Annotated in this window: 15 protein-coding genes; 10 read left to right on the forward strand and 5 right to left on the reverse strand. The window is 37.2% G+C overall.

Going from position 1 to position 13,927, the window contains the following annotated elements:
• Nucleotides 1-94 precede the first annotated feature (94 nt).
• The 4 genes from QUE35_RS00795 (at nucleotide 95) to QUE35_RS00810 (ending at nucleotide 3,226) form a co-directional block, all read left to right on the forward strand.
• Nucleotides 95-1,396 carry a phenylacetate--CoA ligase family protein gene (locus QUE35_RS00795; RefSeq protein ID WP_009316738.1) on the forward strand — a complete coding sequence of 434 codons (1,302 nt, stop codon included), beginning with the start codon at nucleotides 95-97 and terminating at the stop codon, nucleotides 1,394-1,396.
• Nucleotides 1,397-1,410: 14 nt separating this feature from the next.
• Nucleotides 1,411-1,836, forward strand: coding sequence for an ACT domain-containing protein (locus QUE35_RS00800; protein ID WP_009316739.1), 426 nt, complete (start codon nucleotides 1,411-1,413; stop codon nucleotides 1,834-1,836).
• Between the two features lie 240 nt (nucleotides 1,837-2,076).
• Nucleotides 2,077-2,880, forward strand: coding sequence for an outer membrane protein assembly factor BamD (locus tag QUE35_RS00805; RefSeq protein WP_022599526.1), 804 nt, complete (start codon nucleotides 2,077-2,079; stop codon nucleotides 2,878-2,880).
• A gap of 13 nt (nucleotides 2,881-2,893) precedes the next feature.
• Nucleotides 2,894-3,226 (forward strand): DNA-directed RNA polymerase subunit omega, encoded by a 333-nt coding sequence (locus tag QUE35_RS00810; RefSeq protein WP_009316741.1) that lies wholly within the window; start codon nucleotides 2,894-2,896, stop codon nucleotides 3,224-3,226.
• Between the two features lie 122 nt (nucleotides 3,227-3,348).
• Here the strand turns inward: QUE35_RS00810 and QUE35_RS00815 are convergent, their stop codons facing one another.
• Nucleotides 3,349-4,164 (reverse strand): phosphate ABC transporter substrate-binding protein, encoded by an 816-nt coding sequence (locus QUE35_RS00815; RefSeq protein WP_009316742.1) that lies wholly within the window; start codon nucleotides 4,162-4,164, stop codon nucleotides 3,349-3,351.
• 192 nt (nucleotides 4,165-4,356) lie between these two features.
• Between QUE35_RS00815 and pstC the strand changes: the two genes are divergently transcribed.
• From pstC to QUE35_RS00845, 6 genes are all read left to right on the forward strand, one after another.
• A complete protein-coding gene (gene pstC, locus QUE35_RS00820) occupies nucleotides 4,357-5,541 on the forward strand; it encodes a phosphate ABC transporter permease subunit PstC (protein ID WP_022599525.1) in 1,185 nt (394 codons plus the stop codon).
• 4 nt (nucleotides 5,542-5,545) lie between these two features.
• Nucleotides 5,546-6,436, forward strand: a complete 891-nt coding sequence (gene pstA / locus QUE35_RS00825; protein ID WP_022599524.1) for a phosphate ABC transporter permease PstA — start codon at nucleotides 5,546-5,548, stop codon at nucleotides 6,434-6,436.
• A 12-nt stretch (nucleotides 6,437-6,448) separates the two neighbouring features.
• Nucleotides 6,449-7,201, forward strand: coding sequence for a phosphate ABC transporter ATP-binding protein PstB (gene pstB / locus QUE35_RS00830; RefSeq protein ID WP_009316745.1), 753 nt, complete (start codon nucleotides 6,449-6,451; stop codon nucleotides 7,199-7,201).
• A gap of 23 nt (nucleotides 7,202-7,224) precedes the next feature.
• Nucleotides 7,225-7,905 (forward strand): phosphate signaling complex protein PhoU, encoded by a 681-nt coding sequence (phoU, locus tag QUE35_RS00835; RefSeq protein WP_022390672.1) that lies wholly within the window; start codon nucleotides 7,225-7,227, stop codon nucleotides 7,903-7,905.
• A gap of 260 nt (nucleotides 7,906-8,165) precedes the next feature.
• Entirely contained in the window at nucleotides 8,166-8,657 is a 492-nt protein-coding gene (locus tag QUE35_RS00840; RefSeq protein ID WP_022599522.1) for a discoidin domain-containing protein, read from the forward strand.
• A 39-nt stretch (nucleotides 8,658-8,696) separates the two neighbouring features.
• Nucleotides 8,697-10,415, forward strand: a complete 1,719-nt coding sequence (locus QUE35_RS00845) for a sialate O-acetylesterase (protein ID WP_022599521.1) — start codon at nucleotides 8,697-8,699, stop codon at nucleotides 10,413-10,415.
• A 111-nt stretch (nucleotides 10,416-10,526) separates the two neighbouring features.
• Here the strand turns inward: QUE35_RS00845 and QUE35_RS00850 are convergent, their stop codons facing one another.
• From QUE35_RS00850 to QUE35_RS00865, 4 genes are all read right to left on the reverse strand, one after another.
• On the reverse strand, nucleotides 10,527-11,516 hold the full coding sequence (locus QUE35_RS00850; RefSeq protein ID WP_022599520.1) for a hypothetical protein: 990 nt from the start codon (nucleotides 11,514-11,516) through the stop codon (nucleotides 10,527-10,529).
• A gap of 89 nt (nucleotides 11,517-11,605) precedes the next feature.
• On the reverse strand, nucleotides 11,606-12,121 hold the full coding sequence (locus tag QUE35_RS00855; protein ID WP_022599519.1) for a hypothetical protein: 516 nt from the start codon (nucleotides 12,119-12,121) through the stop codon (nucleotides 11,606-11,608).
• Between the two features lie 36 nt (nucleotides 12,122-12,157).
• Complete coding sequence (locus tag QUE35_RS00860; RefSeq protein ID WP_022599518.1) at nucleotides 12,158-12,637, reverse strand: hypothetical protein; 480 nt, start codon at nucleotides 12,635-12,637, stop codon at nucleotides 12,158-12,160.
• A 6-nt stretch (nucleotides 12,638-12,643) separates the two neighbouring features.
• Nucleotides 12,644-13,813: a T9SS type A sorting domain-containing protein gene (locus tag QUE35_RS00865; protein ID WP_022599517.1), complete on the reverse strand. Its 1,170-nt coding sequence runs from the start codon at nucleotides 13,811-13,813 to the stop codon at nucleotides 12,644-12,646.
• Nucleotides 13,814-13,927: the final 114 nt, after the last annotated feature.

The raw sequence follows: 13,927 nt of genomic DNA on the forward strand, positions 1-13,927 counted from the left end.
TATTTTTGCTAAACAAATAGTAGGATTGATATTTTTTTATTTACTTTGTCGTCATAGTATGAAATTAAACGAAAAATAAAAGTTGTAATATACCATGATTTGGAATGAAACGATCGAATGCATGAGTCGGGATGAAATGCGCAAGTTACAGGGAATCCGGCTGCGGCAAACCGTAGAAAGAGTTTATCATAATACTCCGTTTTATCGTAAGAAAATGCAGGAACTGGGAATAACCCCTAACGATATAAATAGTATTGATGATATCGTCAAACTCCCTTTTACGACAAAACAGGATTTGAGAGATAATTACCCCTTTGGGCTTTTTGCAGTTCCGATGTCGGAGATTGTGCGTTTGCATGCTTCTTCGGGGACGACCGGTCGTCCTACTGTCGTAGGATATACTCGCCAGGATTTGGCGACTTGGGGAGAGGTTGTAGCTCGTTGTCTGTCTGCTTATGGTACGGATAAGCACGATATATTTCATGTCTCTTTCGGTTACGGGTTGTTTACCGGAGGTTTGGGCTTGCACTATGGTGTAGAGAATTTGGGTGCGACGGTTATTCCCATGTCGAGTGGAAATACGGCTAAACAGATACAGTTGATGCATGATTTCGGCTCTACGGCTTTGGCTTGTACCCCTTCTTACGCTCTTTATTTAGCTGATGCGATAAAAGATTCCGGTATCCCTCGTGAAGAATTTAAGTTGAGGGTCGGTATGTTCGGAGCAGAGCCTTGGTCTGAAAATATGCGCCGTGAAATAGAATCTAAATTGGGTATCAAAGCTTTTGATATTTACGGTTTGAGTGAGGTAATGGGACCTGGTGTGTCTTATGAATGTGAGTGTCAACATGGTGCGCATATCAGTGAGGATCATTTTTTCCCGGAAATCATCGATCCCAAAACATTCGAACCATTGTCGCCGGGAGAGTCGGGAGAATTGGTATTTACGACGATAACGAAAGAAGGATTGCCTTTGCTTCGTTATCGTACCAAAGATTTATGCTCTCTCATATATGATAAATGCGATTGTGGGCGGACCACTGTGCGTATGAGCCGGATTACCGGACGCAGTGACGATATGTTGATTATTCGGGGAGTAAATGTATTTCCTTCTCAGGTCGAGAGTGTAATTCTTGAACTGGAAGAATTCGAACCTCATTATATGCTGATTGTTGACCGTAAAAATAATCTGGATACATTGGAAGTTCAAGTAGAGGTTCGGGAGCAATTCTATTCGGACGAGATCAACAGAATGATGGAGCTGAAAAAGAAAATAGGACACCGACTGCAAAGTGTTCTCGGTATTGCTGCCAATATAAAATTGGTAGAACCTCGTAGCATAGAACGCAGTCAGGGAAAAGCTAAACGAGTGATTGATAACCGCAAAATTGATTAAAAAACGATACGATTATGATTATAAAACAGCTATCGGTTTTTCTTGAAAACAAGACCGGACGTATTAACGAAGTAACCCGTATATTGGGAGAAGAAGGTGTAAACCTTTCGGCATTTAGTATGGCTGAAACCGCAGATTTCGGCATTCTTCGTGTTATTGTTTCTGACCCGGATAAAGCTTTGGAAGCTTTGAAGAAACACCATTTCGGAGTCTCTTTGACCGATGTCGTCTGTCTTAACTGTCCGAATACGCCGGGAGCTTTGGCTAAAGCATTAGGGTATCTTTCCGATGAAAATGTTTTTATTGAATATATGTATGCATTTGCAGCCGGAGATGTTGCCCATGTCGTTATTCGTCCGGATAATATAGAGAATTGTATTCGGGTATTGACCGAACATCGGCTCGAATTGATGGCTGCGCATCAGTTGTATAAACTTTGATAAAAAATTTGATGAATATAGAATAGTGCCGTATATTTGTTTTCATAAGACGGATATACAGCACTATTTCGTATATTTGGAGACATGTAAAAATTCAAATGGATTTTGAAGTGTCGGTCTGAATTTTGCGTAGAGGCTCTCAAACTTGATGACTTAAAGCAGTTTCTTAATCCGTTAAAATTCATTTTTTTGTTTTCGTTATTCAATCAGTTTATCTACATTTGCACATTATTTGTCTATATGAAGAAGAGAATTTTATATTTATTTGTATCGGTATTATTTCTTGCTTCGTGCAGTGAGTATAATAAAATACTTAAAAGTACCGATTATGATATGAAATATGAATATGCCAAGAAATATTTTGAACAGAAAAAATATGCTCGGGCATATACTCTGTTAGGAGAGTTGGTGACAATATATAAGGGTACAGATAAAGCTGAAGAATCCCTTTATCTGTTGGCTCGTAGTCATTATATGGCGAAAGATTATTCAACATCGGGGCAGTATTTTACAACATACTATACCAACTATCCTAAAGGCCAGTTTGCAGAGCTTTCCCGTTTTTATGCCGGTTATGGTTATTATTTGGATTCTCCCGAGCCGGAACTCGATCAGTCGGGAACCTATAAGGCAATAGATGAGATGCAGATGTTTCTGGAATATTTTCCGAGAAGCGAAAAAGCAAAGGAAGCTCAAGATATAATCTTTGCTTTACAGGAAAAATTGGTAGAAAAAGAGTGGTTGAATGCACAATTATATTATAATTTGGGCAACTATATGGGTAACAATTATGATGCGGCTGTGATTACTGCACAGAATGCTCTGAAAGATTATCCCTATACAAAGAGAAAAGAAGATCTTTCGATGTTGATCTTGAAATCGAAATATCAAGAAGCTATACAGAGTGTGGAAGAGAAAAAGATAGAACGGTTCAGAGACGTGATCGATGAATATTATAGTTTTATCAATGATTTTCCCGATGGAGCAAATGCAAAGGATGCTAAGAAAATTTTTAATGTAGCAAGTAAATACGTAAAAGATTAATCAATACAATAATATGGATTACAAGAAAACGAATGCACCGACAAACACTGTTACCCGTGATATGATCGCTTTGTCATCGGATACAGGAAATGTTTATGAGACTGTTTGTATTATAGCAAAAAGAGCTAATCAGATTTCTGTAGAAATGAAAAATGATCTGGAAAAGAAGTTACAGGAATTTGCTTCTTTTAATGATAATCTTGAAGAAGTATTCGAAAACAGAGAGCAGATTGAAATCTCAAGATATTATGAAAAGTTGCCGAAACCTACACTGATCGCTGCTCAGGAATATCAAGAAGGTAAAGTATATTACAGAAATCCGGCTAAAGAAAAAGAGATAATCTAAATTCCTTTTGAAATAAAACAAAGAAAAAGACGACTCCGAAAAAAAATTTCGGAGTCGTCTTTTTCTTTGTTTAAAATTCTACTTATTCAGGTTCTATCTCAGACAATTTTGATTTGAGTATTTTATCGGATTGGAACATAGCCGTTATCTTTGATTATGCTCTGTCCTTCATCGGATAGTAAATATTGAATAAATGGAGAGATCGTTTTCTCATTTTGTTTATTATAGTAGTAATAAAGCGGGCGAACGATCGGATACAATTTTCGGGAAGCATTGGAAACTGAAGGTAATGAGTAATTTTTGTTGTCGTATGATATAGCTAATGTCTTGATTTTAGGACTTACGTATGCTAATCCCACATACCCTATAGCGCCTTTAGTTTGACTTACCGACTGAATTACAGCTCCGGTTGCCGGCATAGAGAGTGTTCCGCTCATATAATTTTTATTCTTTAGGACGCTTTCTTTGAAAAATTCATAAGTCCCCGAGGATGTTTCCCGAGTATATACTACTATCTTTTGATCTTTACCGCCTACCTGTTTCCAGTTTTTTATTTTTCCTCGAAAAATATCTTCCAATTGTTTTCTCGTGAGTTTATTTACCGGATTGTCTGGATGAATGATAACGGCAAGAGCATCGTAAGCGATAATAACTTCTTGAATATTTTGTTTCGCCTCTTTCAATTTCATTTTTTCACTGAATTTGACAGGACGCGATAGCATTGCTATATCGGTAGTATTGTCCATTAAGGAGGATATTCCGACACCGCTTCCACCTCCTGTAACGGTAACATGTGCTTTAGGATATTTTTTCATGAAATTTTCTGCTGCTTGTTGTGAAACAGGCAGAACGGTATCGCTTCCCTTAATACGTTGTGCATATAATGATGTTGTGGCGAGGAATAAAGAAATAATCAGATAACTTTTTGTTCGTTTCATATTTTTGTTTTATTCGCAAAGAAATAGAGCTGATATTACAAAAGGTTTACAATGGTGTTATTTGACAGTTACAAAACCTCTCTCGGATATTTTTGTAATATGAATGTAATAATTTTGAAACAGTTTATTCAAATCTCCTTTACACGATCTTAATATGAGTTTCATTCCTTTGTGCCAACAAACAGAAACACGATGAAAAAAGTTTTTGAAAAGATTGTAGAAGGTATCCTCACTTGTAGCGGATATATAACAAGTATTACTATTTTGCTGATCGTAGCTTTCCTTTTTACAGAAGCTTTCGGTTTATTTAATAACAAGGTAATAGAGGACGGTTATGTTTTGGTCTTGAATAAAGAAAATGAGATCGGAAAGTTAAGCAGCAGAGAAATAAAAGATATTTTCGATGAGGAAATCGTTAATTGGAAAGAAGTGGGAGGAAAAGATTTACCTATAAAGCTTTTTAGACTGGAAGATTTGACTGCTTATTATTCTGAAGCTGAATTGGGAGAATCTTATGAATTTGCATCATCTAAAATAGAGACTCTGATTAAAGATGACCCCGGAATCATCGCTTTTATACCCCGAAAATTTGTTGAGAATCCTCAGAATGTTCATGTTTTAGAAGATCAAACGATTTCATTAAAAGAGGTATTTGCCGGAACAGAGTGGTTCCCTACGGCAACGCCGGCACCGCAGTTCGGATTCTTGCCTTTGATTACGGGAACATTATGGGTAAGTTTCTTTGCCATACTTATAGCATTGCCTTTCGGTCTATCCGTATCTATCTATATGTCTGAAATTGCCACTCCGAGAGTTCGGAGCATCCTTAAACCTCTTATTGAATTATTGAGTGGAATTCCTTCGGTAGTTTACGGATTTTTCGGTTTGATTGTCATTGTTCCTATAATACAGAAGGTGTTTAATTTACCGGTTGGAGAGACAGGTTTGTCCGGAAGTGTCGTTTTAGCGATTATGGCTCTACCGACTATCATTACTGTTGCAGAAGATGCCATGAGAAACTGTCCTCGTACGATGCGCGAAGCAAGTCTGGCTTTGGGAGCTTCTCGTTGGCAGACTATATATAAAGTCGTTGTTCCGTTTTCGATTTCCGGAATTACTTCGGGAGTAGTCTTGGGAATAGGTCGGGCTATAGGAGAAACGATGGCGGTTTTAATGGTCACCGGAAATGCGGCGGTAATCCCTGTTTCTATTTTAGAACCTTTAAGAACGATACCCGCTACTATCGCTGCCGAATTGGGAGAAGCTCCTTCTGGAGGAGCTCATTATCAAGCACTTTTTATGCTTGGTGTAGTGCTTTTCTTTATTACGTTGATAATAAACTCATGTGTAGAATACGTATCATCAAAAAACAAGTAAAAACATGAATATTCGCAATATTTATCCATCCGGGTATGAGGTCCGGAAAAGACGTTCTCAACACTTTGCATTCGGAATTTTTTCTTTTCTGAGTGTTCTGGTAGTAGCTATTCTGTTTGCTATTTTGGGCTTTATCATTTACAAAGGAATCGGGGTTATTAGTTGGGATTTCCTTACCGAATCTCCGACAGACGGGATGACTGCGGGAGGTATATGGCCGGCGATTGTCGGAACATTTTATTTGATGGTCGGAAGTGCCTTGTTCGCATTTCCGGTTGGAGTGATGAGCGGTATATACATGAACGAATACGCTCCTAAAGGAAAGTTGGTGCGTTTTATACGGGTTATGACAAACAATCTGAGCGGAATACCTTCCATTGTATTCGGACTGTTCGGTATGGCGTTGTTTGTAAAATATCTGAATTTTGGGGATAGTATTATAGCCGGTTCATTAACTTTAGGGTTGCTTTGCGTGCCGCTGGTGATTCGGACGACAGAGGAATCTCTGAAAGCTATTCCCGATAGTCTGCGAGAAGGTAGCCGGGCATTGGGAGCAACTAAACTGCAAACGATATGGCATGTGATTTTACCGATGGGAATGCCCAATATTATTACCGGTTTGATTCTTGCGTTAGGGAGAGTTTCAGGAGAAACAGCCCCCATATTATTTACTTGTGCTGCTTATTTTTTGCCACAGTTGCCCGAAAGTATTTTTGATCAGTGTATGGCGTTGCCTTATCATCTGTATGTTATCTCTACAAGCGGAACAAACATGGAAGCTCAGTTACCGTTGGCATACGGGACAGCATTGGTCCTGATCGCTATTATTCTGTTTATCAATTTACTGGCAAATGCCTTGAGAAAGTATTTTTCAAATAAAGTAAAAACAAATTAATATAAAAAGAAAATGAATAAGATCGATGCCCGAGACGTAAACTTTTACTATGGGAATTTTCACGCTCTCAAAGGAATAAGTATGCAGATCGAAGAGAAATCTGTCGTAGCGTTTATAGGTCCGTCGGGGTGTGGAAAATCTACGTTTCTCCGATTATTTAACCGTATGAATGATTTGATTCCCGATACACGGTTGAATGGAGAAATCTTGATCGATGGGAAAAATATTTATGATAAGGATATACAGGTCGATGAATTGCGGAAAAATGTAGGAATGGTTTTTCAGAGACCCAATCCCTTTCCGAAAAGTATATTTGAGAATGTTGCTTATGGATTGCGTGTCAACGGTGTAAAGGATAAAGAATTTATTCGGAATCGCGTAGAGGAAACATTGAAAGGTGCAGCTTTGTGGAATGAAGTGAAAGATAAGTTGAAAGAATCGGCTTTTGCTCTTTCGGGAGGACAGCAGCAGCGGTTGTGCATTGCACGTGCTATGGCGGTTTCTCCTTCGGTTTTATTGATGGATGAGCCGGCTTCGGCTCTTGACCCGATCTCTACGGCAAAAGTAGAAGAGTTGATTCATGAACTGAAAAACGATTATACGATTGTTATCGTAACACATAATATGCAACAAGCATCGCGTATCAGCGATAAGACAGCTTTCTTTTATATGGGAGAGATGGTTGAGTATGACGATACTAAAAAGATATTTACAAATCCGGGTAAAGAGGCCACGCAAAATTATATTACCGGTCGCTTTGGTTGATATTATTAGAAATAGATAAGGTTATGGTCGAATTTATAGAATCGAAGTTAGTCCGTCTTCGCAAAGAAGTGGATGAAATGTGGGAGCTGGTAAGAACGCAGATTGATAAATCTGGGAATGCAGTGCAAAATTTGAATAGGGAAGATGCACAGACAGTCATTGTAAGAGAAAAACATGTCAATGCCTTTGAATTGAAAATAGACAGTGATATAGAAGATATAATTGCTTTATACAGTCCGGTGGCGGTAGACCTTCGGCTCGTTCTGGCAATGCTGAAGATCAATTCGAACCTGGAACGAATCGGAGATTTTGCAGAAGGAATAGCTCGGTTTGTAATTCATTGTCCTGAACCGTTAAATGAAGCATTGATGGAAAGATTGCAGTTAAAGACGATGTTTATGACAGTTCTTGATATGTTGGATATGGCTAAGCGAGCTTTGGATGAGGAAAATCCGGATTTGGCTACATCTGTTCTTGCTAAAGACAATTTATTAGATGATATAAATTCGGCGGTAACACCTATTCTTGCCGATTATTTGGGAGAACATCCGGATGATCGGTTGACTTGTCTGAATTTGGTCAGTGTATTTCGTAAGTTGGAACGTGCGGGAGATCATATTACGAATATGGCAGAAGAGATAATCTTTTTTGTAAATGCAAAAGTATTGAAACATCAGGGAAATACAGACGAACATTATATTTGATTTGCCCAAAAAAATATATTTAAGAGGGAATGAGCGATTTTAACATAGTTCATTCCCCTGTTTTTTTATAATTATACCTAGGCATGTTATAGTTTTCTTGAGAAATTGAGTCGTTACTTTTTTGATTTTACCATATTTCCGATATTAAGCTATTTATTAATTTTCAATTAAGTTCGTTTTCCGAAAATTGTTAAGCGGTCATTCCTATATTTGTTTATATAAAGACACATTTTATATATTAATCATTAACTTTTAAAATCATGAATGCAAAAAGAATTACCGTATTTGTTTTGTGTGTTATCGTTTCGATCGGAATGTTACGAGCTGCAACGAATAATGAGAATCAAGAAAGAGATACTGACCGTACGGAATGGACTGTAACAGCATCTAATTATAAATTTGATTTTCAAAATCCTTCTAAAACTGTCGATGGTGATCTCGATTCTCGTTGGACATTGGGAAAACCGCAAGTTGCGGGAGATTGGATTATTGTCGATATGAAGACTCCTCAGAAATTTAGTGTGATCGAATTACAGCAAGGCCGTAGTGCAAATGATTTCCCTCGAGGTTATGCCGTGTATCTTTCTAAAGATGGAAAAGATTGGGGAAATCCAGTTATTACGGGAGAAGGGATTAAAGGAGATGCAACGGTAATAACTTTTCCTTCATCTGTCGAAACGAGATATATAAAGATCGCATTGACTAAAGATGTTTCGACTTGGTGGAGTATTCACGAATTTCTTGTAAAATAATGTAATGATTTTATGGCAGAATAAAATTGGAATAAGATCATGAATAAATTATTATCGATAAAGCAGATAGCTATTATTGCCGGAGCATATCTTTTATGTAGTTGTCCAGTAAAAGCCGATATTCGTATGCCACGAATTTTTGGCGACCATATGGTATTGCAGCAGGACTCGCAATTATCCATATGGGGATGGGCCGATCCCGGAGAAAAGGTGGTCGTGACTCTTGCCGGAAAAAAAGGAAAGGCGGTTGCCGGACAGGATGGTAAATGGAAAGTTTCTTTGAAACCCATAAAAACGAAATCGAAAGGGCAGACCCTCACGATAAAAGGAAATAATAAAATTATATATGAGGACGTATTGGTCGGAGACGTGTGGGTCGCTTCGGGACAGTCTAATATGGAATGGGGTATTAATAAAAATCATTATAAAAAAGATGTAGATGCTTCGGCAGATTCCTTGTTGCGGCTATTTTTTGTCCCGAGAAATACCTCGCTTGATCCTCTGTCCGATATTTATATGCCCGAAGATACCCAAAACCCCGAATGGGCTGCAAAATGGGTTTTATGTACACCTGAGGCATTGAGGAAAATAAACGGACAAGGATTTGCAAGTGCAGCTTATTATTTTGCTCGGGATATTCGTCAAACAAACGGTCGTCCTTTAGGAATAATACAAAGTGCGTGGGGAGGTACACGTGCTGAGGCTTGGACGAGTCTGTCTGCTTTGAAGGCTGAACCTAAGTTGAAACGTTATGTCGATCTTTATGAAAAAAATGTCAGGATAAATCCTGAAGTTGTCGCTAATTATAAACAGAGGAAAGCCGAGTTTGACGTAGCGATAAAAAAGTGGAATAATACTGTGGGTAAAGAGTGGGACGAGGCACAAAAAGAATGGGCTATTGAGGTAAAGAAGGCTCAGGCAGCCGGACTTCCTATTCCTGAAAAACCGAAACCGAGTTCTCCCCGTCCTTCAGATCCGCCTAAACCGAATGGAGGAAATAACGGACCGACCAATCTGTTCAATGCGATGATCAATCCCTTAATTCCCTTGTCGATAAAAGGAGTGATATGGTATCAGGGAGAATTCAATTCCGGAGGATCAGGGAAAGAATATGCTACGCTGTTCCCTTGCATGATAAATGATTGGCGGCAAAAATGGGGAATAGGAGATTTCCCTTTTATATACGTACAGTTACCGAATTTCGGACCTGTCGATCAGAAACCTTCAGAAGAAGGACAAGGCTGGCGTTGGGTGCGTGAAGGACAATTAAAAGCTCTTGCTTTGCCCAATACGGCTATGGCTGTGACTATCGATGTCGGTGATCCTTTCGATCTGCATCCGATCGATAAATATGACGTAGGACATCGTTTGGCATTAGCAGCAAGAAAATTAGCATACGGCGAAAAGATAATTGCTTCTGGTCCATTATACCAAAGCATGACGATAGAGGGGGATAAGGCGATTATTCATTTCAGTAATTGCGGAAGCGGATTGACAATAGCATCTTCTCCCTATACACCTAAAGGAGAAAAACCTAAAAATTCCGAGAAACTTACCGGGTTCTGCATTGCCGGAGAAGACCGTAAATTTGTTTGGGCTGATGCCGTGATCGATGGAGATCAAGTGATTGTCTCGAGCCCGAAGGTGCTGAAACCTGTTGCTGTGCGTTATGGATTTTCCAACAGTCCGGTTTGTAACCTGTACAATAAAGAGTTGTTTCCGGCATCTCCTTTCCGTACGGACAATTGGGAAAAATAATTAGAATAGCGATTATTGAGGTTTTACCAACCCGATAATCGCTATTTGTTTTTTATTAATTTGTGATTTTGTTGGAGTAGGACCATAATAGAGCTAATTAGTCTTTAGATATTATGGTGAAGACACTTTAGGAGAGATTACTATTTTCCATGAGGCTATCGGCTGTTCCTGAGGCGTATAATTATATATTTTGTCGATTCCCACTTCTATAAAATTTTCTATTCCGGTATAAATATATACAGGATGTCCGTTTATGAATGATATATTAACCGGATGTTTTTTCAATAAATAATCCGGTTCGTCTTTTCGAAGATCTATTGTTATTTCATGGTTTTGATAGTTTGTTTTTTGCACCTTTAATTCAATAATCCCGTCTTTTATCCGGTTCTCTTTTATAAATGAAGCTATTATTTTATATAAATTGGTGGATAAGGCAAATAGCCCTGTCGATTTGATTTGAGGTAAGTTTTTGAGGGTATAGATGTGCTTAATGAATGAGTCGAGTGGAGCAACAGAATCTTCATATCCTTGGGTTATTCCACTAAAAGCAATATCAGATTCTTCAAGTAAAAAGGAGGAGTCTTTTTGCAGAAATATACTCCACGGATTATGTCCACCTTTTATAGATGTATATTCCAATAAAAATTCGAGAGTGTCGTTTTTTTGTTTGAGAAGATCTTCTATTCCGGAAAAAATAAATATATTTTTGTTTTTTATAGTAATATAGTTTAGCGGTTTCCTGCATAATATATATAATTGCTCAAACAAGGAAAATGCCTGATTGGTAATAGTGTCTATGGATAAATTGCTATTGAAATTCTGCCCTTTCATACTTTTATATTCTATTTCAAACCTATACTTCGATGGTTTAGGATATTTGATCAGAGCTACAACATAATCATCCGGTAACCGTTTGTCGATATATAATGCATATATGCAGCTGTCATCAAATGAAATATAATTATATAGTATATTGGCTAACTGATTGGAAATAAATCGGTTTTCTAATGTTGAAACTTCACTTTCTGTATTTTGTGAGATACGGTTGTTATTACAATTAATAATAAAAATGAATAATGGTATAAATAGAAGCTTTTTCATAACATTATCTTTTCAATTTATATTTACCATTTAATAAATTTTTTAGAGTAGAAACTTTATATATAGGGATATATTGATTCTTATAATCTTTAGGTACATATGATTCCGTCATATCCCAATACATGAAAAGCTTTATTTGGAGTGTAAGTCCCAAAATATCTTTTGTCTTCAGAGCTTGGTCTTGCCCATCCATCATCGTACTCTTTTTTCCCGGGATGAGTATGTATTGTTGTTTCTGTTGGAATTTTCTTTTTTGTTATATTATCAATGAGATTCCCATTATCCCATGAATAACCATATTCCTCTACCTTCGCTTCATTCGGAGTATTTAGAAAATTAGGTAAGACAAATATTTTATCCTTTGTTACTATAGCCATTTCTTCGTTTCCTGTTTTGAGAGTATTGTTATTTATTCTTTGATAAGCTTTGGTAGGATTAGAAAAAACAATACTGCCATCTGCTCTATAATTTTCCAAAATATTACCGTTATTATCTGTAATCTGATAGGTTTCTCCCAAATAAGTATATCCATCTTCCAGCTTAGAATTCTTTTTTATATTAGGATCATATTGCACACTATTATCTTTAGTGCGAAACCAGTCCATTCCGTCAGGATCAATATAGTTAACCGGATTATTTGCTCAGAACACGTATGGAGATAATGCAAAATATTTCTCGCAGAGAGGATCAATGGCGGTAAACCTTCCTGCGGCCGGGTCCATTCCGCGAGCGAGATAGTCATACCAGTTCAATCCGTGAAAAAGATCGAGTTCTTTACCATTAACGTATCCTGCGACTCCCGGTTTGTCTTGTATTCTGATACCTGAGGAATTATATTGCAAGGTCAATGGTAGAGTCAAAAGTTGTAAGTCCATTGTGTAAATCGGTATTTGTAGATTTATTTTTCCTGTGGCATAAGAAATGTCAGGTTCTGGGAATTTAAATAATTCAGCAGCTTTAGGTTTTTCTACTAAAGTGTTGAATAAATCCGGATATTGATTAAAAAAGGTAGAAGATACATAAGAACCGTCATGATTAGGATATGATGCCGAAAATTGGGCGGATGCATTTATGGAGCAGAATAGGGATAAAGCTGCAACGATATTATATTGTTTTCTCATTGTATATTATTTTTTAATTACTTTTTTACTGAATATTATCCTTTTATTTTCTGTAATCTGTAAAAGATAATTGCCTTTGATAAAGTCTCTGAAATCTATAATTTCAGAATATGAGCCGGATGCAGATAGATCTTTTTCTATTTTTAATGCCAATCTGCCGTCTTCTGTGTATAAGCTGATATTTATTCTTGAAGGCTTTGTAATAGCATATTTTATGTTTAGATAAGAATCTGTAGGATTGGGAAAAACCTCATAATTTCTTTCCGACATATCTCTTCCGATACCGTCTTGGTATGTTTCAGAATCCTTGTTTTTTGATTTGTTTTTCTTATCGATATCCCATGACCGATTTAATGAATCGGAACGTGTTATGTCCTTTATATTGGTATAAGTATGTTGCCGGGGTGGGAAGAGAAAGGATGTTCCGAAAAAAAGTGTATCGTTTATGATGTTGTGCACAGTTTCGAATACCGGATATCGGTATCCTTTGGCATACCATTTATACGTCTCGATGACTTTGTCTTGGACATTGGGTCGTATAGAATCTTTGTATATGGAGGAACGCATGGATCGACATATTGTCTGTGTCGTTTTTACGCGTAGAACCGGAGAGATCGTGTCCCCTTCAGGAAGTATTATTTTTCCGTAAGCGTCGGCTTTTATTTTTATATTACCTGAAGATAATATTTTTGATGAGTTAGAATAGACTCCTTCTAAAAGATAAGGAGACAAGAATTCGTCATTATAGTTTAGCGGGAATACGCATTCCATTAACGGTTCGGTATATCTGAGCCTGACAGTGGGATTTTCATGTCCGATTAGAGATATTGTATCGTTTTTGAATTGATAATAATACATAGTTCCGTATTCTTTTTTGATATAATATTCGGTATTGGGTACATATCGTTTGAGTATTGTGTCATTTCCGATGACGTATATAGAATCTTCGATTAATTTCGGAGAGGAGTATATTATCGGATATTCCTCTCTTATAACTTGTGCTTGGCTGAGATCCCAAGTGATATTTTTTCCGGGTTTTCCGGGATCGACATATTCTATTTGTTGTTTTATCAGACTATCACCTATACATATTCGATTATGGGATTTGTCAAGTTGTCCATAGCTGCTTATCGTTATGAGAGATAGTAATGATAAGATTTTTTGGTTTAAATTCATATTATTTTTAGTTATGTTATAAATGTGGTTTATTCGGGATAGGCGGATATCTTATTTATTTTTAAGGTGTGGTTTATATCTTTATGGGAGAATATTTAAGATTCTATTTTTATG

This window comes from Coprobacter fastidiosus, from assembly GCF_030296935.1.
Taxonomy (GTDB): Bacteria; Bacteroidota; Bacteroidia; order Bacteroidales; family Coprobacteraceae; genus Coprobacter; species Coprobacter fastidiosus.

What these genes read in the sequence shown, in the direction of transcription:
- QUE35_RS00795 (WP_009316738.1), top strand. Translation starts at nt 95, where the DNA reads ATGATTTGGAATGAAACGATCGAATGCATGAGTCGGGATGAAATGCGC.
- QUE35_RS00800 (WP_009316739.1), top strand. Translation starts at nt 1,411, where the DNA reads ATGATTATAAAACAGCTATCGGTTTTTCTTGAAAACAAGACCGGACGT.
- QUE35_RS00805 (WP_022599526.1), top strand. Translation starts at nt 2,077, where the DNA reads ATGAAGAAGAGAATTTTATATTTATTTGTATCGGTATTATTTCTTGCT.
- QUE35_RS00810 (WP_009316741.1), top strand. Translation starts at nt 2,894, where the DNA reads ATGGATTACAAGAAAACGAATGCACCGACAAACACTGTTACCCGTGAT.
- QUE35_RS00815 (WP_009316742.1), bottom strand. Translation starts at nt 4,164, where the DNA reads ATGAAACGAACAAAAAGTTATCTGATTATTTCTTTATTCCTCGCCACA.
- pstC (WP_022599525.1), top strand. Translation starts at nt 4,357, where the DNA reads ATGAAAAAAGTTTTTGAAAAGATTGTAGAAGGTATCCTCACTTGTAGC.
- pstA (WP_022599524.1), top strand. Translation starts at nt 5,546, where the DNA reads ATGAATATTCGCAATATTTATCCATCCGGGTATGAGGTCCGGAAAAGA.
- pstB (WP_009316745.1), top strand. Translation starts at nt 6,449, where the DNA reads ATGAATAAGATCGATGCCCGAGACGTAAACTTTTACTATGGGAATTTT.
- phoU (WP_022390672.1), top strand. Translation starts at nt 7,225, where the DNA reads ATGGTCGAATTTATAGAATCGAAGTTAGTCCGTCTTCGCAAAGAAGTG.
- QUE35_RS00840 (WP_022599522.1), top strand. Translation starts at nt 8,166, where the DNA reads ATGAATGCAAAAAGAATTACCGTATTTGTTTTGTGTGTTATCGTTTCG.
- QUE35_RS00845 (WP_022599521.1), top strand. Translation starts at nt 8,697, where the DNA reads ATGAATAAATTATTATCGATAAAGCAGATAGCTATTATTGCCGGAGCA.
- QUE35_RS00850 (WP_022599520.1), bottom strand. Translation starts at nt 11,516, where the DNA reads ATGAAAAAGCTTCTATTTATACCATTATTCATTTTTATTATTAATTGT.
- QUE35_RS00855 (WP_022599519.1), bottom strand. Translation starts at nt 12,121, where the DNA reads ATGGACTGGTTTCGCACTAAAGATAATAGTGTGCAATATGATCCTAAT.
- QUE35_RS00860 (WP_022599518.1), bottom strand. Translation starts at nt 12,637, where the DNA reads ATGAGAAAACAATATAATATCGTTGCAGCTTTATCCCTATTCTGCTCC.
- QUE35_RS00865 (WP_022599517.1), bottom strand. Translation starts at nt 13,813, where the DNA reads ATGAATTTAAACCAAAAAATCTTATCATTACTATCTCTCATAACGATA.